The sequence below is a fragment of the Pseudomonas sp. ATCC PTA-122608 genome, from assembly GCF_001952855.1.
In the GTDB taxonomy this organism is placed as follows: Bacteria; Pseudomonadota; Gammaproteobacteria; order Pseudomonadales; family Pseudomonadaceae; genus Aquipseudomonas.
Genome location: NZ_LPNO01000055.1, coordinates 13,829 through 36,716, shown reverse-complemented (window position 1 = coordinate 36,716; position 22,888 = coordinate 13,829). Strand labels below are relative to the sequence as shown.

Below are 22,888 nucleotides of genomic sequence, written 5' to 3'. Positions count from 1 at the left end.
TTTGATCTGTTTTCGGCGAGGGTTGCTCGTGATTGTTAGTCCCTGTAATGCACCAAAATTGTCTGCCAAACGGTTACGAAACGCACTGGTAACGGGCTCTGCCCTGTTTTGCCTGTTCGGCGCGGGTCAACTGTGGGCATTCAGTCTGGATGATGTGTCGGCCAAGGCTAAAGAGCTGGCCGGGCAGAAATACGAAGCTCCGCGCAGCAATTTGCCGAACGAATTCCGCGAAATGAAATTCGCTGATTACCAGAAAATTCGTTTCCGCAACGAAAAAGCCGAGTGGGCCGATCAAAACACCCCGTTCAAGCTGTCCTTCTATCACCAGGGTATGCACTTCGATACACCGGTGAAAATCAACGAAGTCACTGCCGACAGCGTCCAGGAAATCAAATACGACCCGTCCCGCTTCGATTTCGGCGACGTCAAGTTTGATCCCAAGTCCACTGAACAGCTGGGTTATGCCGGTTTCCGTGTGCTGTACCCGATCAATAAGGGCGACAAGCAAGACGAGATCATGACCATGCTCGGCGCGAGCTATTTCCGCGTCGTGGGTAAAGATCAGGTCTACGGCCTGTCTGCCCGTGGCATGGCGATCGACACTGCCTTGCCGTCCGGCGAAGAGTTCCCGCGCTTCACCGAGTTCTGGATCGAACGTCCAAAGCCGGGTGAGAAGCAGCTGGTGATCTACGCCTTGCTGGATTCGCCACGGGCCACCGGCGCTTATCGCCTGATCCTGCGTCCTGGCACCGACACCATCGTCGACGTCAAATCCCAGATGTACCTGCGTGACAAGGTCACCAAGCTGGGCATCGCTCCGCTGACCAGCATGTTCCTGTTCGGCGCCAACCAGCCGTCCAAGGTTCTTAACTACCGTCGCGAGCTGCACGATTCCAGCGGCCTGTCGATCCATGCCGGCAACGGCGAGTGGATCTGGCGCCCGCTGAACAACCCTAAACACCTGTCGGTCAGCAACTTCACCGTGGAAAACCCGCGCGGTTTCGGCCTGCTGCAACGCGGTCGCAACTTCAGCCACTACGAAGACCTCGACGACAACTACGACAAGCGCCCAAGCGCCTGGATCGAGCCTGAAGGCGACTGGGGCAAGGGCTCCGTCGACCTGGTAGAGATTCCGACCGCCGATGAAACCAACGACAATATCGTTGCCTTCTGGAGCCCGGAAACACTGCCGGAGCCAGGCAAGCCGCTGGACGTTGCCTACCGCCTGCACTGGACATTGAAAGACGCCGAGTTCCATTCGCCTGAAAGCGCCTGGGTCAAGCAGACCCTGCGTTCCACCGGCGACGTCAAGCAATCCAACCTGATCCGTCAGCCAGACGGCAGCGTGGCTTACCTGGTGGACTTCGAGGGCCCGTCCCTGAAGAAACTGCCAGCTGACGCACCGGTTCGCAGCCAGGTCAGCGTGGGCGACAACGCCGAAATCGTTGAAAACAGCGTGCGCTACAACCCGCACACCCAAGGCTGGCGCCTGACCCTGCGCATGAAGATCAAGGACGCAGGCAAGCCGACTGAAATGCGCGCCGCCCTGGTCCAGGACATCGTGCAACCGGAACCGGAGAAGGTTTCGACTCAAGTGCTTAAAGCCGACAAAGTCTTGGCCAAGCAGCACGAGAAAGCGGCCAAGAAAGACGCCAAGGACAAGGACGCCAAGCAGCCGGAAGCGGCTGCCCCAGCCACACCGGAGCCGGCCAAGACAGAGCAAGTCCTGACCGAAACCTGGAGCTATCAGTTGCCTGCCGATGAGTAATTCTCAAGTCCAGCCAGAGACTCTTGCCGAGTACCTGGCGCATCTACCGATGACCGATGAGCAGCGCGCCGAACTGGCGGGCTGCGAGTCCTTCAGTGAATTGCACAAGCGCCTGTCATCGTCCACGTTCGACGCACCTGCCGACGCTGCCCAAGCGTCGGTCGGCGCCCGACTGACCCTCAACACCGCCGAAGAGCTGCAAGACGCCGAAATGCTGGCGCTCGACGCCAGCGGCCGGGTTTGCCTCAAGGCCACGCCGCCGATCCGCCGGACCAAGGTTGTGCCTGAGCCATGGCGCACCAATATCCTGGTGCGTGGCTGGCGCCGCCTGACCGGTCGCACCAATCCTCCGGCACCGCCGAAGGATGAGCGCGTGCTGCCGGCTGCCCGCTGGCGCACCGTCGGTTCGATCCGTCGTTATATCCTGCTGGTGCTGATGCTCGGCCAGACGATCGTCGCTGGCTGGTACATGAAAGGCATCATGCCGTACCAGGGTTGGTCCTTCGTCGACTTTGACGAGATCCGCAACCAGACCCTGCTTCAAACCGCTACCCAGGTTCTGCCTTACGCCCTGCAAACCAGCATCCTGGTGCTGTTCGGGATTCTGTTCTGCTGGGTTTCGGCCGGTTTCTGGACCGCGCTGATGGGCTTCCTGGAACTGCTGACCGGTCACGATAAGTACCGTATCTCCGGTAAAAGTGCCGGTGACGAGCCGATTCCGAAAGACGCCCGCACCGCCTTGGTGATGCCGATCTGCAACGAAGACGTGCCCCGGGTATTTGCCGGCCTGCGCGCGACGTTCGAATCGGTGGCTGCCACCGGTAACCTGGATCGCTTCGATTTCTTCGTCCTCAGCGACAGTAACGAGGCCGACATCTGCATCGCCGAGCAGCAAGCCTGGCTCGACGTGTGCCGCGAAGCCGGTGGCTTCGGCAAGATCTTCTATCGCCGCCGTCGCCGTCGCGTCAAACGCAAGAGCGGCAACCTCGACGACTTCTGCCGTCGCTGGGGTGGTGACTACAAGTACATGGTGGTCCTCGACGCCGACAGCGTGATGAGCGGCGACTGCCTGACCAGCCTGGTACGCCTGATGGAAGCCACGCCGGATGCCGGGATTATCCAGACCGCGCCACGTGCGTCGGGCATGGACACCCTGTATGCGCGCATGCAGCAGTTCGCCACTCGTGTGTATGGCCCGCTGTTTACCGCCGGCCTGCACTTCTGGCAGTTGGGTGAGTCCCACTACTGGGGCCACAACGCGATCATCCGCATGAAGCCGTTTATCGAGCACTGCGCCCTGGCGCCGTTGCCAGGTAAGGGCGCGTTTGCCGGTGCGATCCTCTCCCACGACTTCGTTGAAGCTGCGCTGATGCGCCGTGCCGGCTGGGGCGTGTGGATTGCCTACGACTTGCCGGGCAGCTACGAAGAACTGCCGCCGAACCTGCTGGACGAACTCAAGCGCGACCGTCGCTGGTGCCACGGTAACCTGATGAACTTCCGCCTGTTCCTGGTCAAAGGCATGCACCCGGTGCACCGTGCGGTGTTCCTGACCGGCGTGATGTCGTACCTGTCGGCACCGTTGTGGTTCTTCTTCCTGGTGCTGTCGACGGCCTTGCTGGCGGTCAACACGCTGATGGAGCCGCAGTACTTCATGGCGCCACGCCAGTTGTACCCGCTGTGGCCACAATGGCATCCGGACAAGGCGGTGGCGCTGTTCTCCACCACCATCGTGCTGCTGTTCCTGCCTAAATTGCTGAGCATCATCCTGATCTGGGCCAAAGGCGCGAAAGAGTTCGGCGGCAAGTTCAAGGTGACCTTGTCGATGCTGCTGGAGATGCTGTTCTCCATGTTGCTGGCGCCGGTGCGGATGATCTTCCACACCCGTTTCGTACTCGCCGCGTTCCTCGGCTGGGCTGCGACCTGGAATTCGCCGCAACGTGACGACGACTCCACGCCATGGAGCGAGGCGGTCAAGCGCCACGGCCCGCAGACTCTGCTCGGCTTCTTCTGGGCACTGCTGGTGGTGTGGTTGAACCCAAGCTTCCTGTGGTGGCTGGTGCCGATCGTCGGTTCGCTGATGTTGTCGATTCCGGTGTCGGTTATTTCCAGCCGGGTCAAGCTGGGCCTCAAGTCTCGCGACGAGAGCCTGTTCTTGATCCCTGAGGAATACAACCCGCCCCAGGCGCTGTTGTCGACCGACAAATACACCCACGAAAACCGTTGGCATGCGCTGAATGACGGGTTTGTGCGGGCGGTGGTCGATCCACAACAGAACGCCCTGGCGTGTGCCCTGGCGACTTCCCGTCACGGTCAGGCGGAGCCGATCGAGTGGCTGCGTATTGAGCGTGTTCGCCACGCGTTGAAAGTCGGCCCGGCCGGCCTCAACAACGGCGAGCGTCTGGCCTTGCTCAGCGACCCGGTCGCCTTGGCACGCTTGCACGAGCAGGTCTGGGGTGAAGGCCATGCTGAATGGCTCAACGCCTGGCGCGAATCGGTCAAGGCTGATCCGCATGCGCCGTTGCTGCCATTGAAACCACTGTCGTCCCAGGCTCAACCAGCCTGATTCAGACGCCCCCGAGGTAACGCCTCGGGGGCGTTTGCTGCCACCGTCCTACGCTGTTTTTCCCTTCTGTTTCATTTCGCTAACTCCTTGTTATTTCGAAACAAAAGACCCTTCGCCGAGGCGTATTGCCGTGCCTGCGAGTGGGTTAGCATCGCCCCCCAAATCTGACTCGATACCTCTGGTCTACGCGGACTGACGCGTGGCCGGGTGCGCGTGTGTTTAACGGAATAGGGGCTTTTCATGATTAAAAGGTATTTGTCGATGCTGCTGCTCGGCATCGTCGCGTTTTCCCACGGTTACCTGGCGCACGCGGGGGCCATCGATGAGGCCGTCCATCGGGGCGTACTGAAAGTCGGGACCAATCCGACCTACGTACCTTTCGAGATGACCGACAAGAATGGCCGTATTGTCGGATTTGAAATTGATCTGCTGCGGGAAATGAGCAAAGCGCTGGGGGTAAGGCTGGAGCTGGTTTCGGTGCCCTATACCGACCTGATCCCCGGCCTGCTGGGCAGCCGGTTCGACCTGATCGGCAGCGGCATGACCGTAACGCAAGAGCGCAACCTCACCCTTAACTTCAGCGACTCGTTCATCATCGTCGGTCAGACCGTATTGCTGCATCCGCGGTTGGCTAATCAGGTCCAGAGCATCGAAGACCTTGATGAGGCCGGTTACCGGATCGTGGCGGCCGAAGGCACCACGGGCGAAGCGGCGGCGAAAAGGTTTCTCGGCGCTGCACAGCTGCGCAGTTTTCCAACCCCTGAAGAAGGCGTGCGCCAGGTGGTGGAGGGCAAGGCCGACGCTTTCGTCCACGATGCGCCCTATAACCTGATCGCCATCGCCAAACCCCAGAACAGTGCGCTGCTGGCATTGGAGCAGCCTTTCACCTACGAGCCTTTGGCGTTCGGCGTGAAAAAGGGTGATTACGACAGCCTCAACTGGATCAATCACTTCCTCAATCAGGTGGCCCAGGACGGCACCTATGATCGGCTGCATGACAAGTGGTTCAAGGACTCGGACTGGATGGCGGAGGTGGACTGGTAGTCATAACTACTTACACATCAAGCAATTGGCCGACCTGTGGGTTGAAGTGTCTAGCTGCGGCGTTCTCTGCACGGTTGTGGGGCTTTTCTGTCATACCTTGGCAACAAATCCCGGCGAAACCTTTGTACCGGGCGGTGAGTGAGTTAGGATCGCACCCCGAAATGGTGCAGCCCTTTTGCGCGCCGATCTCACAATAAAATGAGTTCAGGGGACTTGATGATGAAAAAGTATCTTTCGATGCTGCTGCTAGGCGTCACCGCACTGGTGGCGGTCAACGCGGCCCACGCCGGCGCCATCGATGATGCGGTCAAGCGCGGCACGCTGAAAGTCGGCATGGACCCGACCTACATGCCGTTCCAGATGACCAACAAGCGCGGTGAAATCATCGGCTTTGAAGTCGACATCCTCAAGGCCATGGCCAAGTCCATGGGCGTGAAGTTTGAGCCGATCTCCACCGGCTATGACGGCATCATCCCGGCCCTGCTGACCAACAAGTTCGACATGATCGGCAGCGGCATGACCCTGACCCAGGAGCGCAACCTGCGCCTGAACTTCAGCGAACCGTTCATCGTGGTCGGCCAGACCCTGCTGATCCGCAAGGAGCTGGAAGGCACCATCAAGTCCTACAAAGACCTGAACGACGAGAAATACCGCCTGACCTCCAAGCTCGGTACCACCGGCGAAATGGTTGCCAAGAAGCTGATCTCCAAGGCCAAGTACCACGGCTACGACAACGAGCAGGAAGCCGTGCTCGACGTGGTCAACGGCAAGGCTGACGCCTTCGTCTATGACGCGCCGTACAACGTGGTGGCCGTGAACAAGGTCGGCGCCGGCAAGCTGGTGTTCCTCGACCAGCCGTTCACCTTTGAGCCCCTGGCGTTCGGCCTGAAGAAGGGCGACTACGACAGCATCAACTTCATCAACAACTTCCTGCACCAGATCCGTAACGACGGCACCTACGATCGCATCCATGACAAGTGGTTCAAGAGCTCCGAGTGGCTCAAGGACATGGAATAAGGTTGGCTTAATACCGAGTCGAGCCCTTCGCGAGCAAGCCCGCTCCCACATTAGATCGCGGTCGAAATGTGGGAGCGGGCTTGCTCGCGAATAGGGCCTGCCAGGCGATACACATCCCGGAACCTGAAATGAAACAGAAAAAAGCCCAATGGCCCTGGCACCTGCTGACGGTGCTGGTGCTGGTCGGCCTGGCCGGCGCGTTGTATTACGCCACCTCGCTGATGTCCTACGAATGGCGCTGGAACCGTGTGCCGCAGTACTTCGTCTACCAGGCCGAAGAATCCCAGCGGGCGGCGGACATTTCCACCGTCAGCGAGTTGGTGCGCAAGGCCGATGTGGCTGAAGTCACCCTGCGTAATGACGAGGGCAACGAACAGCACCTGACCGTGGCCGAGAACAGCCTGCAAGTGGCCAAGGGCGATGACGTGGCCGAGGGCGATGTGGTCGGCGTTACCCGGCATTGGGCTGCGGGCCCGTTGCTGTGGGGCCTGTGGACTACGTTGTGGCTGTCGGTGGTGTCCGGGGTGCTGGGACTGTTGATCGGCCTGGCGACCGGTTTGTGTCGCTTGTCGAATAACCCGACGTTGCGCGACTTGTCGACGATTTACGTCGAACTGGTGCGCGGTACGCCGCTATTGGTGCAGATCTTCATTTTCTATTTCTTTATCGGCACGGTGCTCAACCTGTCCCGGGAGTTCGCCGGGATCGCTGCGCTGTCGCTGTTTACCGGCGCCTATGTGGCGGAAATCATCCGCGCCGGCGTGCAGTCGATTGCCCGTGGCCAAAATGAAGCGGCACGTTCCCTGGGGCTCAGTGCTGGGCAGTCGATGCGTCATGTGGTGTTGCCGCAAGCCTTCAAGCGTGTGCTGCCGCCTCTGGCCGGGCAATTTATCAGCCTGGTGAAGGACACCTCCCTGGTGTCGGTGATCGCGATTACCGAACTGCTGAAAAGCGGCCGCGAGGTCATCACCACCTCGTTCTCACCGTTTGAAATCCTGTTCTGCGTCGCAGGCCTCTACCTGCTGATCAACCTGCCGCTGTCGAAAATCGCCAGCCGGCTTGAGCGGAGGCTCGCGCAAAGTGATTGAAGTCCGCGATCTGGTAAAAGTCTTCGACACCCGTGGCCACGTCGTGCGCGCGGTGGACAACGTGACCACCCAAGTGGCCAAGGGTGAAGTACTGGTGGTGATCGGCCCGTCCGGTTCCGGTAAGTCGACGTTCCTGCGTTGCCTTAACGGCCTGGAAGAGTTCGATTCCGGCTCGGTGAGCATTGACGGCCTGCAACTGGCAGACCCGAAAACCGACGTGAACGCCTACCGTCGCGAAGTCGGCATGGTGTTCCAGCACTTCAACCTGTTCCCCCACATGACCGTGCTGGAAAACCTCTGCCTGGCGCAAAAAGTCGTGCGCAAACGGGGCAAGAAAGAGCGCGAAGCCAAGGCCCTGGCCCTTCTGGAAAAAGTCGGCATCGCCCAGAAAGCCAACGAGTTCCCGTCGCGGCTTTCCGGTGGCCAGCAGCAGCGTGTGGCAATTGCCCGCGCGCTGGCGATGGAGCCCAAGGTGATGCTGTTTGACGAGCCCACCTCGGCCCTGGACCCGGAAATGGTCGGCGAAGTGCTGGACGTGATGAAGACCCTGGCCCTGGAAGGCATGACCATGGTCTGCGTTACCCATGAAATGGGTTTCGCCCGGGAAGTGGCCGATCGCGTGCTGTTTTTCGATCACGGCAAGCTGCTGGAGGACGCCGCCCCGGCGCAGTTCTTCGACGCGCCGAGAGACCCCCGGGCCCAAGCGTTCCTGCGCCAGGTGTTGTAACGGCTAGACCTTGAACTTGCCCACCCACACCTGCAAATCCGTGCCCAGGCGCGCCAGTTCGACACTGGCCGCCGCAGTCTCCTGACTCGCGGCCGAGGTCTGTTCCGATACGTCCTTGACCTTCAGCACGCTGCGATTGATCTCTTCCGCGACGGCCGTTTGCTCCTCTGCGGCAGCGGCAATCTGCGGGTTCATCTCCTGAATCACGGACACGGTACGGGTGATGCCAGCCAGCGCATCACCCGCCCGGCGGGTCAGTTGCACGCTGTTGTCGGTGAGGCTGCGACTGTTGTCCATGATGTCCGCGACCTGCTGTGTGCCTCGGTGCAGGCCACTGATCAGTTCCTCGATTTCCTCGGCCGATTGCTGTGTGCGTTGCGCCAGGCTGCGCACTTCGTCGGCGACCACCGCAAAGCCTCTGCCAGCCTCGCCGGCGCGGGCCGCTTCGATCGCGGCGTTGAGGGCCAGTAAATTGGTCTGTTCAGAGACCGATTTGATCACCTCCAGCACGCTGCCGATCTTCCGGCTTTCCTGTTGCAATCCTTGCATGGCCTGGCTTGACCGGGCCATCTCACGGGCCAGGTGCTCAATGTGCGCAATGGCCTCGGCCACCACCTGATCCCCCGCGCTTGCCTGCTGGTCGGCCTCGGTGGCGGCAAGCGAGGCTTGCTCGGCATGGCGCGCGACCTCCTGGGAGGTGGCGAGCATTTGATTCATCGCGGTGGCGACTTGTTCGGTTTCCTGTTTCTGGCCGTCGACCCCGGCACGGGTGTGTTCGGTGACGGCAGACAGTTGCTCGGCGGCGCTGGCGATCTGCCGGGCGCTGTCGCCGATGCCACCGATCAAGCCTCGCAGATTGACGGTCATCTGCCCGATGCTGCGCTGCAGTTGCCCCAGTTCATCCCGGCGCGAGGTCTGGATATCCTGGCTCAAATCGCCCGCCGCAATGCGGTTTGCGGTCGACAGGGCTTGGCGTAAGGGTGCGACGATTTGCGCGGCGATCAACCAGGCAGCCAGAGCCCCCAATAACAGCGCCGCACCAGTGACATTCAGCAGCAGGGTGCGAGCCAGGCTTGCGTCCTTGTCACGCTTGGCGGTCTGGTCCTGGCTCAACAGGTCGCTTTCCTTGAGCAACTGATCCAGCCATTGCTCAAGCTGATTCTGGATGGCCTCGGTGTTGAGTTGGGCGTCCTTGAGGCGTGTCAGGTGAATCCGAAAGTCGAGCAGGGCGTTTTTCAGGGCGCTTGCATCAACCGGCAATGCGCCCACAACCGCTTGGGCGCCATCCAGAGCCAGTAGCGCGTCATTTATGCCGTTCGCATACGCGTCCAATGACGCCGCAGCCCAAGCGGGGCTTTGGGCGCGGTCTTCGGCTTGTTCCATGGCCTGGCGCAATTGTTCTACGGCGTCGAGGGCCTTTTCATCGTCTTGATTGGGCAGGTTGCTGGACAGTTCAGAAAGGCTGTCACTGCTCTGTATTGAGCTGCGCTTGAGCTGTTCGCGGGCGTTCTCGCGTTGTTTGATCAGCCCGTCCAGGCTGCTGAAGGCGGTTTTGAAGCGGGTGACAAAACGTCGGCTTTCCTGCAATTGTTGTTGGTTGACCGGGTCGGAAAAACGTGGGGAAAGCTCAACCAGAAACTGGTCGATCCTGTCCATGTGCAGGCCTATCTTGGACAGGTTGGAGGGGTCGTTAAGGGTGCGATAGATAATGCGATCAGCGCGCAACTCTTCGCCGACGACCGCCAATTGCGAAAGGATCGTGAGTTTTTGTGAGCGATCGAGCGATGCGCTCAAGGCTTGCCAGCCGGTAGACGCGATGATCAGGCTGAGACTGAGCACCAGGCCAAAGCCCAGGGCAAGTTTGAGGCTGATGCTGATGTTTCCAAGCAGGCGGGTCAGTGGACGAAACATGGTGAACCTCCAACGAATCAAAAGGAGCGTTTCAAGCGTCCGGCCGACAACGGTCAGGGGAGTTGAAACGCTACTTTTATTCGGCGCCAGGTGTGTGATCCACGACCTGAAAAACGCGTAGGAAATTTCACAAGTTGTCAGGATGGCGGCCTGATGGCCGCCGCGAGATGGCTAGACCTTGAAGCGACCCACGAGGGTTTGCAGGTAAATCCCCAGCCGCGCCAGTTCGGCACTGGAAGCAGCGGTTTCTTCGCTGGCCGCCGAGGTCTGTTCGGAAACATCCCGCACGTTGAGCACGCTGCGGTTGATCTCTTCGGCCACGGCGCTCTGTTGCTCGGCGGCGGTGGCGATCTGTTGGTTCATCGCCTGGATGGTCGAGACGGTGCGGGTGATGTTTTCCAGGGCGTTGCCGGCCCGGCGAGTCAGCTCGACGCTGCTGTCGGTGAGGCTGCGACTGTTGTCCATGATGGTCGCCACCTGCTGGGTGCCGCTTTGCAGGCCGACGATCAACTCTTCGATTTCCTCGGTGGATTTCTGGGTGCGTTGAGCAAGGCTGCGCACTTCATCGGCGACCACCGCAAACCCGCGCCCGGCTTCACCGGCGCGCGCTGCCTCGATGGCCGCGTTGAGGGCCAGCAGGTTGGTTTGCTGAGCCACGGACTTGATCACGTCCAGCACGCTGCCTATCTTGTCGCTCTCGCGCTTGAGATGGCCCATGGCCTCGGTGGAGTTGCCCACCTCACTGGCGAGACGCTCGATCTGGGCAATGGCCTCACCGACCACCTTGTCGCCTTCGCGGGCCTGCTGATCGGCGGCTACAGCCGCTTCGGACGCTTCCTCGGCATTACGTGCGACTTCCTGCACGGTAGCGGCCATTTCGTTCATGGCGGTGGCCACCTGGTCGGTCTCGACCTTTTGGCTGTTGACCCCGGCGCTGGTCTGCTCGGTGACGGCCGACAGTTGCTCGGCGGCGCTGGCAATCTGGGTGACGCCGTCGCTGATGCCACCGATCAGTTCCCGCAGGCCTACGGTCATGCTCTGCATGGAGCGTTGCAGTTGGCCCAGCTCATCGCGGCGTTCGGAGATCAGGTTGTGGCTGAGGTCACCAGCCGCTACCCGCTCGGCTACTTTAAGGGTTTGGCTCAGCGGGATAACGATCTGGCGGGTGATGGCCCAGGCGGCGAGTATGCCGAAGGCCAGCGCCAGGGCCGTGGCCAGCAGCAACAGGTTCTTGGCGCGGGCCGTGTCGGTATCGCGCACCACGGTTTGCGAAGTGGTGAGTTTGTCGCTGTGGTCGAGCAGGAGGTCGCCTTGCTCGGCCATGATTTTCGTCGCGGCAGCGGTGGCCACCTGGGAATCGCGGTACTGGCTGACGGCGGCGCGGTAGGCCTGCAGCGAGACGCTGGCTTCTTGCAGGTTGGCCCGATATTGCTCGGGCAATTGGTCGCTGAGGTCGGTGATTTTTTTCAGGGCGTTATCGATGGCATCCAGGGCCGGCTGTTCGGCTTCGACCTTGCCGCTGTAGGTGTAGCCGCGCACTTGGAAGCGCGCTTGCTGGATCAGTTTGCTCAGGTCGACCACGTTGTTGAACAACGTGACGCTGTCGCCTTGCAGCAGGGATTTTTCCACTTCGTTGGTTTTTGCCACGGCGTTGTCGGCGGTATCCCCCAGTTTGCTGCGGGCACCTTCGCGCTTGAGGCCGGCCTGCACCATGGCGCCGAAGGCTTTTTTATATTGGCCCAAGGCGTCCTGTTGTTGTTCCACGACGAGCTTGTCGGCGGGTTGCTCGATCAGTTCTGCGGCAGTTTTCAGGCCGCTGTCCAGCTGTGTGATCAAGTCGTTGACCGCACCGGTACCTTGTTCGCCGCGACGCATTTCGAAGTCCAGGCGCGCCAGGCGCAGGTCTTTGGACAGCCCGTTGAGGCTGGAAATATAGCCCAGCTTGTCGCCACGGCTGATCACGCCGCTGAGGCCGGTCCAGCCGGTGAAGGTGATCAATAGGGTCAGGACCAATACCAGGCCGAAGCCTATGCTCAGCTTGCGGTTGACGCTGACATTCCCCAGTTTCTCGGCTAACCAACGATACATGCTGCGAACTCCCCTGGAACAAGGCTTGGACTTATTCAGAGCGTATCGGCAGGTCAGCAGGATTCTGTAGGAGCGAGCTTGCTCGCGAAGGTCGTCAACGGTAACGCGGGCATTCTGAATGAACGCGGTGTCCTTGAGTTTTTCGCGAGCAAGCTCGCTCCTACGGGAGAGAGCGGTGTTAGAAAAGGCGGGCGAGCAAGGCGGTGACGGCGGTTTCGACCCTCAGGATCCGGGCCCCCAGTTGCACCGGTTGTAACCCGGCCTTGGCCAGCAGATCCACCTCGTAGGGAATCCAGCCGCCTTCCGGACCGATGGCCAGGGTGACCGGTTCATCCAGGCCACGAGGGCAGGGCGGATAGTCGCCCGGGTGGCCAATCAGGCCGAGGGTGCCGTGCGCCAGGGCGGGCAGGCGGTCTTCGACGAATGGCTTGAAGCGCTTTTCGATAACAATCTCGGGCAGCACCGTGTCTCGGGACTGTTCCAACCCGAGGATCAGTTGCTCGCGAATGGCTTCCGGCTCGAGGAATGGCGTTTGCCAGAAGCTCTTTTCCACACGATAGCTGTTCACCAGCACCACTCGCGGCACGCCCATGGACGCAACGGTTTGCAGCACTCGGCGGAGCATTTTCGGACGGGGCAGGGCCAGCAGCAGGGTCAGGGGCAGTTTGGCCGGCGGCGGCTGGTCGAAGGTGACTTCCAGCTCGGCTTCCTGGGTTTCCAGGCGCAGCAATTGCGCATTGCCCATCAACCCGCCAATGCGCCCGACCCGCAGGCTATCGCCTACGGCGGCACGGTGGACTTCCTGCATATGCACCAGGCGCCGATCACGCAGCACCACCCGGTCGGCCGCGATAAAGTCGGCCTCCTCAAGCAGCAACAGGTTCACGGCTGGGTCGCTGGCGGCTGGTCGTCGTCGGCGGGTTGGTCATCCGGGTGATCGCCACGCTTGCTCACCAGGCTGCCAAACAGGATGCCAATCTCGAACAGCATCCACATCGGTACGGCCAGCAGGGTCTGGGAGAAGATGTCCGGCGGGGTCAGGATCATGCCGACCACGAAGCAGCCGATGATCACGTACGGGCGGATCTTCTTCAGGTATTTGACGTCGACCACGCCGATCCACACCAGCAGCACCACGGCTACCGGGATTTCGAAGGCCACGCCAAAGGCGAAGAACAGCGTCATCACGAAGTCGAGGTAGCTGGTGATGTCGGTCATCATTTCCACACCGGCCGGCGTAGCAGCGGCGAAGAACTTGAAGATCAGCGGGAACACCAGGAAGTAGGCGAAGGCCATCCCGGTGTAGAACAGCAGGATGCTCGACACCAGCAGCGGCACGGCGATGCGTTTTTCATGCTTGTACAGGCCCGGCGCGATAAAACCCCAGATCTGATGCAGGATCACCGGGATCGCCAGGAACAGCGAAACCATCATCGTCAGCTTCAGCGGCGTGAGGAACGGTGACGACACGTCGGTGGCGATCATCGTCGCGCCAGCCGGCAAGTAGTCGCGCAGCGGCGTGGAGACGAAGGTGTAGATCTGCTGGGTGAAGGCAAACAGCCCGGCAAAGATGATGAAGATCGCCGCCACACAGCGCAGCAGGCGGGTACGCAACTCGGTGAGGTGCGAGACCAGTGGCATGTGCTGGTCGGTTTCCGGTTTATCAGCGCTCATGGGGCTCGCGGCGGCAATGTAGGGTCGTGGGGCGCGGACGACACGGCAGGCGTCGGCGCGGGTTCGGTCGGGGTTGCTGGCGCGGCGGGCGCAGGCTCGGCGGCATGCACGGGCTCAACGACCGGTGCAGGTGCAGGTGCAGGTGCAGGTGCGGCGGGCGGTGCAATCGATTGCTCGGCCACAGGCTCAACCGGCTTGGGCGTTTCCTGCACTGGCGAGAGAATCTTCCGTGCCTCTTGCTCCAACGACAGAATGTGCTCGTTGTGCAGTTGCCGGCGAATCTCGTCGGCGCCTATTTCCCGTTCAACTTCCTGTTTGATGGCGTTGAAACTGCGTTTCAGGCGCCCGATCCACAGGCCGGCCGTGCGCGCGGCACCGGGCAGGCGTTCCGGCCCCAGTACCAGCAGGGCCACGAGGCCGACGAGCAGCAGTTCAGAGAAGCTGATACCAAACATTATTCAGTACTCACGAGTCTTTTTGGTTCTGCTCTTTGACGTGCTCGGCCTGTACGTCGAAGGTGCGACGTTCAGTGATCGGCTGAGTGGCCTGCGGGTGCACAGGCTGCGCCGGTGGCACCGGGTTCACGGTAGGGTCGGCAGGCTTTTCGTCGTCGTTCATGGCCTTGCGAAAGCCCTTGATCGACTCACCGACGTCGGTGCCGAGGTTTTTCAGCTTCTTGGTGCCGAACACCAGAACAACCACTACCAGAATGACGATCCAGTGTTTCCAGTCAAAAATGCCCATGCTGCAATTCCTCTGTAAAAGTTGGTCAGGCGGACGGGCGCGAGGCCTTTTCGGCATGCCCGGACAAGCCGAAGCGACGGTCCAGTTCATCAAGCACTGCCTGTGGATGCTGCCCCAGTTGGGCGAGCATGACCAGACTGTGGAACCACAAGTCGGCAGTTTCGTAGATCACGTCGCTGCAGTCGCCGCTGATTTGCGCATCCTTGGCAGCAATAATCGTCTCGACGGACTCTTCGCCGAGTTTTTCCAGAATCTTGTTCAGACCCTTGTGGTACAGGCTGGCGACATAAGAGCTGTCGGCGGCCGCGCCTTTGCGGTCTTCCAGCACCTGGGCCAGGCGGTTCAGGGTATCGGTCATGTTCAGTGTCCTGCCGAGTAAATAGCGTGCGGGTCTTTGAGCACGGGCTCGACGGTCTTCCACTCGCCGTTCTCGAACACGCGGTAGAAGCAGCTGTGACGGCCGGTATGACAGGCGATATCGCCGATCTGCTCGACCTTGAGGATCACCACATCGGCGTCGCAGTCGATGCGCATCTCATGCAGGGTTTGCACGTGCCCGGACTCTTCGCCCTTGCGCCACAGTTTGCCACGGGAACGTGACCAGTAAATGGCACGGTTCTCGGTGGCGGTCAGGCTCAGGGCCTCGCGGTTCATCCAGGCCATCATCAGCACGCGCCCGGTCTTGTAGTCCTGGGCAATGGCCGGCACCAGGCCGTCACTGTCCCACTTGATCTCGTCCAGCCAGTCTTTCATTTTCGGCTCCGGCAATTTGCGACAGTGTATAACCGGATTGGCTATCGACGCACGATCAGATACACGCCCACGGCGACCATGATGCCAGCCGGCCAGTGGCCCAGTTCGTTCAGCGGACCGCCGGCGGCCAGTATCGTGCCGCCCACCAGGTGCGCGGCGCCCAACAGGCGCAGGAACCAGTCGTCCTTGCGCGTGTGCCACGGCGGCGGCGGGTCGTTGGCGTGGGGCTGGGACATGCGCTCCAGCAGGTCGCGGGTCATGTTGGCCAGGTGCGGCAGTTGCTCGACTTGGCTTTGCAGGTTGCCCAGCAGGGTTTTCGGGCTGACACGGTCACGCATCCAGCGCTCGAGGAACGGCTGGGCGGTGTTCCACAGGTCCAGGTCCGGGTACAGCTGGCGGCCCAGGCCTTCGATGTTCAGCAAGGTCTTTTGCAACAGCACCAGCTGCGGCTGCACTTCCATATTGAAGCGCCGCGCCGTCTGGAACAGGCGCATCAGCACCTGACCGAAGGAAATATCTTTTAACGGTTTTTCAAAGATCGGCTCGCACACGGTGCGGATCGCCGCTTCGAATTCGTTGAGTTTGGTCTCAGCCGGCACCCAGCCCGAATCAATGTGCAACTGCGCCACGCGACGGTAGTCACGCTTGAAGAAGGCAAACAGGTTACGCGCCAGGTAATCCTGGTCTTCCGGGGTCAGGCTGCCGACGATGCCGCAGTCGATCGCGATGTACTGCGGGCTCCACGGGTTTACGGTGCTGACGAAGATGTTGCCGGGGTGCATGTCGGCGTGGAAGAAGCTGTCGCGGAACACCTGGGTGAAGAAAATCTCCACACCGCGCTCGGCAAGCATTTTCATGTCGGTGCGCTGGTCGGCCAGGGTCGCGAGGTCAGTGACCTGCACGCCGTAGATGCGCTCCATCACCAGCACTTTCGGGCGGCACCAGTCCCAATAGACCTGCGGCACGTACAGCAGCTGCGAGCCTTCGAAGTTGCGCTTGAGCTGGCTGGCATTGGCCGCTTCGCGCAGCAGGTCGAGTTCGTCGTAGATGGTTTTTTCGTAGTCCAGCACTACGTCAACCGGGTGCAGCAGGCGCGCGTCGGCCGAGAAGCGCTCGGCGGCGCGGGCGAGGATGAACAGCCACGCCAGGTCCTGGCCGATGATCGGCTTGAGACCCGGGCGGATCACCTTCACCACTACTTCTTCGCCGCTTTTCAACTGCGCGGCATGCACCTGGGCCACCGAGGCCGAAGCCAATGGCGCAATGTCGAAGCGGCTGAAAACTTCGCTGATCTTCTTGCCCAGCTGTTCCTCGATCAACGTGACCGCCAGTTGCGAGTCGAACGGCGGCACGCGGTCCTGCAGCAGCATCAGCTCGTCGGCGATGTCTTCGGGCAACAGGTCGCGGCGGGTGGAGAGGATCTGCCCGAACTTGATGAAGATCGGCCCCAGGTCCTGCAACGCCAGGCGCAGGCGCGCGCCACGGCTCAGCTCGAGGGTTTTGCGCGGGAACCAGCGCCACGGCAGTACATAGCGCACCGCCAGCAGGAACCACGGCAGCGGCAGGGCGAACAGCAGGTCATCGAGGCGGTAGCGGATTACGACGCGCTGGATACGAAACAAACGGCGGACGGCGAGCAGCTTCATGCGTTATCGCTTGAATCAAGGGAGCGGCTCAGGCGCTCGAAGCGCGCCTCAAGTCGTTCGAGGTCGAGTTTGGCCTGGTCGAGTTCACGAAAGCGCGCTTCCGCTTCCCGTTGTCCGACCAAGGTGCGCGATTCTTCGCTCAGGTATTCGGCGAGGTTCTGGTTCAGGCTGGCGAAACCCTGCTGGTACCAGCGCGTGCGGCTGCGCAGGTGACCGCTGATCAGTTGGGTGGCCACCGGGCCGAGCCAACGGGACAGCTCGTACTCCCAGTCCAGCTCCAAGTCTTGCAGCACGGCGGCCAGGTCCATCAGCACCGCGCTGTCGCCTTCGAGTTCCACGTCCGGGCCGTGGAGGATCGCCGTCTTGTCCCGGCTCAGGGCCAGGCGCAGCAGGCTTGAGCCGGAAGCACGCAGGGTGCAGTCGGCATCGGCGGCCCAATGGGACGCCAGCAACAGGCCTTCATCGCTGGGCAGGATAAACAGCTGCAAGGCGGGGCTGGTGCAATCGACGGCGATGATCCTGCCGTTCAGGTGCGCCAACCGTGCCAGGGCGGTGCTGTCCAGGCGCAGCACACGGTTGAGGCCGTGTTCGACGCTGGCGAGAAGGCCTGCGAACAACATCAGGGCTTGATGCCGCGGTGCAGGGCGACGATGCCCGAGGTCATGTTGTGGTAGGTCACGCGGTCGAAACCGGCCTCTACCATCATCGACTTCAGGGTTTCCTGGTTCGGGTGCATGCGGATCGATTCGGCCAGGTAGCGATAGCTTTCGGCGTCATTGGTGATCAGCTTGCCCATCAACGGCATGAAGGCGAACGAGTAGGTGTCGTAGACCTTGGACATCAATGCGTTGGTCGGCTTGGAGAACTCCAGCACCAGCAAGCGACCGCCGGGCTTGAGTACGCGCAGCATGGAACGCAGGGCGTCTTCCTTGTGGGTCACGTTACGCAGGCCGAAGGCGATGGTGACGCAGTCGAAATGGTTGTCCGGGAATGGCAGCTTTTCAGCGTCGGCCTGGACGAATTCGATGTTGCCCGCCACGCCTTTGTCCAGCAGGCGATCGCGACCGACCTTGAGCATCGAGCCGTTGATGTCGGCCAGTACCACTTGGCCAGTCGGGCCCACCAGCTTGGAAAACTTGGCCGCCAGGTCGCCCGTGCCGCCGGCGATATCCAGCACACGGTTGCCGGTGCGTACACCCGACAACTCGATGGTGAAGCGCTTCCACAGGCGGTGCATGCCGCCGGACAGCACGTCGTTCATCAAGTCGTACTTGGCGGCTACCGAGTGAAACACCTCGGCGACTTTTTCCGCTTTCTGGCTTTCCGGGACGTTCTTGAAGCCGAAGTGAGTGGTGGGTTCGGCATCGCTGCCTTTGCGCTGATCAGTCATATCGCTGTCACCAAAAGAGAATGGGGGCATTCTAATCCCCAAGGCATGCTTTGTCTTGGCAAGGCTGAAGGTAAGATAGGTGGCCACCGAGACCTTTTGCCGCATGGCGGGTCGACAAGTCTCTATAACGAGGAGTCATTCAAATGGCCCGTATACAGGTTGAACGTGCCCACACACTGGGTAAAGACGCTGCCCGCGAAAAAGCCGACAAGTTGGCGAGCAAACTCAAGGATCAATATGGCCTGGAGTCTTCGTGGGTCGGCGACACACTGAATCTCAAACGCTCGGGAGTTAAAGGCACCGTGAAAGTGGCTGAAGATTCCCTGCGCATCGAAGTCGAACTGGGCCTGTTGATGTCCGCCATGAGTGGCACCATCAAGTCAGAAATCGAGAAGGCGCTGGATAAAGCCCTGGCCTGATTTTCGTCCTTCTTAGGGTGCCGATTCTAATTTTTCTGCCTACTTTGTGCCCAAGCCCTCAACTTCTGTGGGCAGTTCCTCCCCCCTTTATGCGTGAGGTGCACCATGGCCAAAGTTATTTTGAAGAAAAAAATTGCTACCGGAACTAACGCCCTGATCGACGTTAAATCCTATGCCCGCAAGATCTGGCTGGCCGGTTTGGGGGCTTATGCCAAGGTCGGCAGCGAGGGCGCCGAGTACTTCAAGGAACTCGTTAAGACTGGTCAACATGTTGAAAGTAAAGGCAAAAAAGTTGTGATTGAACAACTTGGTGCGGCCAACAGTCAGATTGATCAAGTCAAGAGCGAACTCTTCGGCGTCAAAGGTCGAGTCGAAGTGCAACTGGATAAAGTTGAAAGCGCTTTTGATAGTCGTGTTGGAAGTGCCTTGAATCGGATCGGCATTCCGTCTAAACATGACGTGGAGACACTCTCTGCTAAGCTCGATGAGCTAACGGCATTGCTCGAACGTGTCGCGCGTAAACACTAAGGAGACAACGGGATGGCTGGTAAAAAGACTACTGATAAAGAAGGCAGCTCGTGGATCGGGGAAGTTGAAAAATACTCCCGCAAGATCTGGCTGGCCGGTTTAGGCGTGTACTCGAAGGTGAGCAGTGACGGCGGTAAATACTTCGAGACTTTGGTTAAAGACGGCGAGAAGGCCGAGAAGTTGACCAAGAGCACAGTGGGTAAACAAGTCGATGCGGCAAAAGCTTCCGCCGGTTCTGCCAAATCGCGTATCAGCGACAAGTGGGGCGAACTGGAAGGGGCTTTCGATAAGCGCCTGAACAGTGCCATTTCGCGACTGGGCGTGCCTAGCCGTACTGAAGTCAAAGCGCTGCACAGCAAGGTCGATACCTTGACCAAGCAAATCGAAAAACTCACCGGCGCGAAAGTTGCGCCCGTTGCGGCTAAAACCGCAGCGGCTAAACCGGCTGCCAAGCCGGCCGCGAAAACTGCAGCGGCCAAACCTGCTGCAAAAACCGCCGCTAAACCGCTGGTCAAGGCCGCCGCCAAACCGGCAGCCAAGCCAGCCGCTAAAGCGCCGGCCAAAGCTGCTGCAAAACCGGCTGCCAAGCCTGCGGCTAAAACCGCAGCGGCTAAACCGGCCGCCAAGCCTGCCGCTAAACCAGTGGCCGCTAAAGCAGCTGCAAAACCTGCGGCAAAACCAGCCGCCAAGCCGGCAGCAAAAGCCGCAGCCAAGCCAGCGGCTAAAACCGCTGCCGCTAAACCTGCTGCCAAGCCAGCCGCTGCGAAACCTGCAGCCAAGCCGGTCGCTGCAAAACCCGCCGCGAAACCTGCGGCTGCAAAACCTGTAGCGGCCAAGCCGGCTGCCAAACCGGCCGCGGCGAAGAAGCCTGCCGTAGCCAAAAAGCCAGCAGCGCCAAAGCCAGCGGTAGCGGCCAAGCCTGCAACCCCGGCGCCAGCGACCAACTCGGTGACCCCACCGACCCACGCTGCCGCTACCCCGACTGCAACGCCGGCAACCCCGACGCCTACCAGTCAGTCCTGATTTTTGCAGGACACATAAAAACGCCCGGCCTGGAAAGGTCGGGCGTTTTTTATGGAATCTACAGAACGACACAAATCCAATGTGGGAGCGGGCTTGCTCGCGAAGGCGGTGTATCAGTCAGCTTATGTATTGGCTGACACGCCGCCTTCGCGAGCAAGCCCGCTCCCACATTTTAGTCCGCGTCGTCGAGGTAACGCAGCGCCAACCTCTCTGTCGCAAGCCTCGCCGGCATCAAAAGATGCGGCGCCACCAGCATCATGATCTGGTACACCACCACCCGCACCTCACCTGCACGGTCGAGAATCCGTTGGTAATCCAGGGAAAACAGCAGGGTCATGGTGATCTGTTCCACCAACTGCCCCAGCGCCTGGGTGTCACTGACCAATTGCCCATCCGTCTTGAGCCTGGCCAGCAACGAGGCCAGGGTGCGCTTGAGCGCCGTCAGCAAGGTGCGAATACCCTTGGCCAGTTTCGGCAAGCGCCCCGCCAGATTCGACAAGTCCTGGAACAGAAACCGGTAGTGCGCCATGCGCTCCACGATCAGGTGCAGAAACAGCCAGTAATCCTCGGCCGCCAGTTGCGCGTTCTCGGGCGGGTCGAGCAACGGCGCCAACTCGGCCTGGAAACGCTCGAACAGCCCGAGCACCAGCGGCTCCTTGCCATGGAAGTGGTAATAGAGGTTGCCGGGGCTGATCCCCATTTCATTGGCCACCTCCATGGTCGACACGTTCGGCTCGCCCTTGTGGTTGAACAACTGCAAGGCACATTCAAGGATACGGTCGCGGGTCTTCATCCAGTCTTCTTAAGGTCTTCGTTGGGCTCAGCGGACCCGCACATACGTGCCCGGCGCCGCTTCCATCGGTGGGTAATTCTGGTTGCCCAGGGCGGTCAGGGTTTCGCGCTGCACACCGGAGCGCTGCTGGATCCACGCCAGCCAATTGGGCCACCAACTGCCCTCGACATGAGCGGCGTCGTAGTACCAGGCACGCGGGTCGCTGCTTAGCTTGAGGTTCTCGACGTAGTTCGCCTTGGGATTGCCTGGCGGGTTGAGGATGCTCTGGATATGCCCGCTGTTGGACAGAATGAAGCGCTTGTCGCCGCCCAGCAGTTGGGTGGAGCGGTACACCGCGTCCCACGGCGTGATGTGGTCGTTGATCCCGCCCACGCTGAAGCTGTCCACCGTGACCTTCTGCAAGTCGATGGGCGTGCCGCAGACTTCCAGGCCACCGGGATGGCTCAGCGGGTTGTGCTTGAAGAAGTCCAGCAAGTCGCCATGCAGTGCTGCGGGCAGGCGGGTGTTGTCGTTGTTCCAGTACAGGATGTCGAACGCCGGCGGTTCCTTGCCCAGCAGGTAGTTGTTGATCCAGTAATTCCAGATCAGGTCGTTGGGACGCATCCAGGCGAACACCTTGGCCATGTCCCGGCCATCGAGCACACCTTGTTGATACGAGCGGCGCTTGGCGGCTTCCAGGGTTTGCTCGTCGGCGAACAGGGTGGCGGGGCTGTCGAGCTGGCTGTCGAGCAGGCTCACCAGATAACTGGCACTGGAGATGCGACGCAACTGGCGCTTGGCCTGCAGATGGCCTTGCAGCGCAGCGATGGTCAGGCCACCGGCGCAGGCGCCCATCAGGTTGACCTCGCGGGCGCCGGTGATTGCGCGGCACACGTTCAGCGCTTCTTCCAAAGCCGCTACGTAGGTGGAAAGGCCCCATTCGCGGTGGCGTACATCCGGGTTGCGCCAGCTGACCATGAATACTTGCAGGCCGTTTTTCAGGGCGAACTGGACGAAGCTGTTGTTCGGGCTCAGGTCGAAGATGTAGTACTTGTTGATTTGCGGCGGCACGATCAGCAGTGGCTTGGCGTACTGTTTTTCGCTCATGGGTTTGTACTGGATCAACTCCAGCAGTTCGTTGCGAAAAACCACCGAGCCGGGCGTGGTAGCCACCGTCTTGCCGACTTCAAAGGCCTGCTTGGTGACCTGCCTCGGCAAGCCATTGTTGTGCAGCAGATCATCGAAAAAGTTGCTGACGCCACGCACCACGCTGTTGCCGCCGGAATTGAGCAACTCCTTGATCGCCAGCGGGTTGAGCAACGTGTTGGACGGCGACACTGCATCGTTGAGCAGGGAAAAGGCAAATTGCGCCCGGGCCCGGTCGTCGGCGCTCAGGTTGCTGTCGTCGATCCAGTGGCGGGTTTGTTTTTGCCAGCTCAAGTAGGCTTGCAGGCTGCGCCGATAAAACGGGTTGAGCTGCCAGGTCGGGTCGGCGAAACGGCTGTCGGCCGGGTTCGGCTCGTGCACCGTTTCTCCGAGCAGCACACGGCCCAATTGCCCGCCTAACTTCAGGGCGTGGCGGGCGGTGTGCACCGGGTTGCGCAAGCCATGTGCGGCAACGCTGCGCAGAGTCGAGAGCAAATCCCGGCCGCGCAGGCCGGTGATCGCGCTTTGTGCATTGATGAACGCGGCGGGTGTGGGCACCGGGTTCGATACGGGTCTTTCTCGCATGC

General features: G+C 60.7%; 21 protein-coding genes and 2 pseudogenes. 9 read left to right on the top strand and 14 right to left on the bottom strand.

All coding sequences use genetic code 11. The features are described from left to right. The first annotated feature begins 28 nt into the window (after positions 1–28). From AU074_RS31955 to AU074_RS31930, 6 genes and pseudogenes are all read left to right on the top strand, one after another. Entirely contained in the window at positions 29–1,768 is a 1,740-nt protein-coding gene (locus AU074_RS31955) for a glucan biosynthesis protein G (protein WP_026078060.1), read from the top strand. Continuing rightward, positions 1,761–4,351 (top strand): annotated as a pseudogene (mdoH, locus tag AU074_RS31950) (glucans biosynthesis glucosyltransferase MdoH). Before AU074_RS31955 ends, mdoH begins: the two are co-directional and overlap by 8 nt. Before the next feature lie 220 nt (positions 4,352–4,571). Continuing rightward, complete coding sequence (locus AU074_RS31945; RefSeq protein WP_076018103.1) at positions 4,572–5,375, top strand: transporter substrate-binding domain-containing protein; 804 nt, start codon at positions 4,572–4,574, stop codon at positions 5,373–5,375. A 219-nt stretch (positions 5,376–5,594) separates the two neighbouring features. Beyond that, a complete protein-coding gene (locus AU074_RS31940; protein ID WP_076018212.1) occupies positions 5,595–6,392 on the top strand; it encodes a transporter substrate-binding domain-containing protein in 798 nt (265 codons plus the stop codon). Between the two features lie 128 nt (positions 6,393–6,520). Then, on the top strand, positions 6,521–7,480 hold the full coding sequence (locus AU074_RS31935; RefSeq protein ID WP_076018102.1) for an amino acid ABC transporter permease: 960 nt from the start codon (positions 6,521–6,523) through the stop codon (positions 7,478–7,480). Further along, entirely contained in the window at positions 7,473–8,207 is a 735-nt protein-coding gene (locus AU074_RS31930; RefSeq protein WP_076018101.1) for an amino acid ABC transporter ATP-binding protein, read from the top strand. The genes AU074_RS31935 and AU074_RS31930 overlap by 8 nt, the downstream gene beginning before the upstream one ends. Positions 8,208–8,210: 3 nt before the next feature. Here the strand turns inward: AU074_RS31930 and AU074_RS31925 are convergent, their stop codons facing one another. From AU074_RS31925 to ubiE, 12 genes and pseudogenes are all read right to left on the bottom strand, one after another. Then, the gene (locus tag AU074_RS31925) at positions 8,211–10,118 is read right to left on the bottom strand and encodes a methyl-accepting chemotaxis protein (RefSeq protein WP_076018100.1); all 1,908 of its coding nucleotides are present in this window, start codon (positions 10,116–10,118) and stop codon (positions 8,211–8,213) included. 171 nt (positions 10,119–10,289) lie between these two features. Continuing rightward, positions 10,290–11,003 carry a methyl-accepting chemotaxis protein gene (locus tag AU074_RS35045; protein WP_371916676.1) on the bottom strand — a complete coding sequence of 238 codons (714 nt, stop codon included), beginning with the start codon at positions 11,001–11,003 and terminating at the stop codon, positions 10,290–10,292. A 144-nt stretch (positions 11,004–11,147) separates the two neighbouring features. Then, positions 11,148–12,206, bottom strand: a pseudogene (locus AU074_RS35040) (methyl-accepting chemotaxis protein); the annotation flags it as partial. 178 nt (positions 12,207–12,384) lie between these two features. Beyond that, the gene (locus tag AU074_RS31915; RefSeq protein WP_076018098.1) at positions 12,385–13,092 is read right to left on the bottom strand and encodes a 16S rRNA (uracil(1498)-N(3))-methyltransferase; all 708 of its coding nucleotides are present in this window, start codon (positions 13,090–13,092) and stop codon (positions 12,385–12,387) included. Then, on the bottom strand, positions 13,089–13,880 hold the full coding sequence (gene tatC, locus AU074_RS31910; RefSeq protein WP_026078063.1) for a twin-arginine translocase subunit TatC: 792 nt from the start codon (positions 13,878–13,880) through the stop codon (positions 13,089–13,091). The genes AU074_RS31915 and tatC overlap by 4 nt, the downstream gene beginning before the upstream one ends. Next, entirely contained in the window at positions 13,877–14,335 is a 459-nt protein-coding gene (gene tatB / locus AU074_RS31905) for a Sec-independent protein translocase protein TatB (protein WP_076018097.1), read from the bottom strand. The genes tatC and tatB overlap by 4 nt, the downstream gene beginning before the upstream one ends. A 10-nt stretch (positions 14,336–14,345) precedes the next feature. After that, a complete protein-coding gene (locus tag AU074_RS31900; protein ID WP_076018096.1) occupies positions 14,346–14,624 on the bottom strand; it encodes a twin-arginine translocase TatA/TatE family subunit in 279 nt (92 codons plus the stop codon). A gap of 25 nt (positions 14,625–14,649) precedes the next feature. Next, on the bottom strand, positions 14,650–14,982 hold the full coding sequence (locus AU074_RS31895; protein ID WP_017478214.1) for a phosphoribosyl-ATP diphosphatase: 333 nt from the start codon (positions 14,980–14,982) through the stop codon (positions 14,650–14,652). A 2-nt stretch (positions 14,983–14,984) separates the two neighbouring features. Next, on the bottom strand, positions 14,985–15,377 hold the full coding sequence (gene hisI, locus AU074_RS31890) for a phosphoribosyl-AMP cyclohydrolase (protein ID WP_076018095.1): 393 nt from the start codon (positions 15,375–15,377) through the stop codon (positions 14,985–14,987). Positions 15,378–15,418: 41 nt separating this feature from the next. Beyond that, positions 15,419–17,023, bottom strand: coding sequence for a ubiquinone biosynthesis regulatory protein kinase UbiB (ubiB, locus tag AU074_RS31885; protein WP_076018094.1), 1,605 nt, complete (start codon positions 17,021–17,023; stop codon positions 15,419–15,421). Continuing rightward, positions 17,020–17,643, bottom strand: coding sequence for an SCP2 domain-containing protein (locus AU074_RS31880; RefSeq protein ID WP_003209304.1), 624 nt, complete (start codon positions 17,641–17,643; stop codon positions 17,020–17,022). The genes ubiB and AU074_RS31880 overlap by 4 nt, the downstream gene beginning before the upstream one ends. Next, the gene (gene ubiE / locus AU074_RS31875) at positions 17,643–18,413 is read right to left on the bottom strand and encodes a bifunctional demethylmenaquinone methyltransferase/2-methoxy-6-polyprenyl-1,4-benzoquinol methylase UbiE (protein ID WP_003209306.1); all 771 of its coding nucleotides are present in this window, start codon (positions 18,411–18,413) and stop codon (positions 17,643–17,645) included. The genes AU074_RS31880 and ubiE overlap by 1 nt, the downstream gene beginning before the upstream one ends. A gap of 143 nt (positions 18,414–18,556) precedes the next feature. Here ubiE and AU074_RS31870 point away from each other — a divergent pair, with 143 nt between their 5' ends. The 3 genes from AU074_RS31870 (at position 18,557) to AU074_RS31860 (ending at position 20,383) form a co-directional block, all read left to right on the top strand. Continuing rightward, on the top strand, positions 18,557–18,832 hold the full coding sequence (locus AU074_RS31870; protein ID WP_076018093.1) for a polyhydroxyalkanoic acid system family protein: 276 nt from the start codon (positions 18,557–18,559) through the stop codon (positions 18,830–18,832). A 105-nt stretch (positions 18,833–18,937) separates the two neighbouring features. Further along, entirely contained in the window at positions 18,938–19,360 is a 423-nt protein-coding gene (locus AU074_RS31865; RefSeq protein WP_076018092.1) for a phasin family protein, read from the top strand. A 12-nt stretch (positions 19,361–19,372) separates the two neighbouring features. Beyond that, positions 19,373–20,383 carry a phasin family protein gene (locus tag AU074_RS31860; protein ID WP_076018091.1) on the top strand — a complete coding sequence of 337 codons (1,011 nt, stop codon included), beginning with the start codon at positions 19,373–19,375 and terminating at the stop codon, positions 20,381–20,383. A 172-nt stretch (positions 20,384–20,555) separates the two neighbouring features. On the opposite strand, the gene AU074_RS31855 is transcribed toward AU074_RS31860, so the two are convergent. Beyond that, positions 20,556–21,176, bottom strand: a complete 621-nt coding sequence (locus AU074_RS31855) for a TetR/AcrR family transcriptional regulator (RefSeq protein WP_076018090.1) — start codon at positions 21,174–21,176, stop codon at positions 20,556–20,558. 27 nt (positions 21,177–21,203) lie between these two features. Continuing rightward, complete coding sequence (gene phaC / locus AU074_RS31850) at positions 21,204–22,886, bottom strand: class II poly(R)-hydroxyalkanoic acid synthase (protein ID WP_076018089.1); 1,683 nt, start codon at positions 22,884–22,886, stop codon at positions 21,204–21,206. Positions 22,887–22,888: the final 2 nt, after the last annotated feature.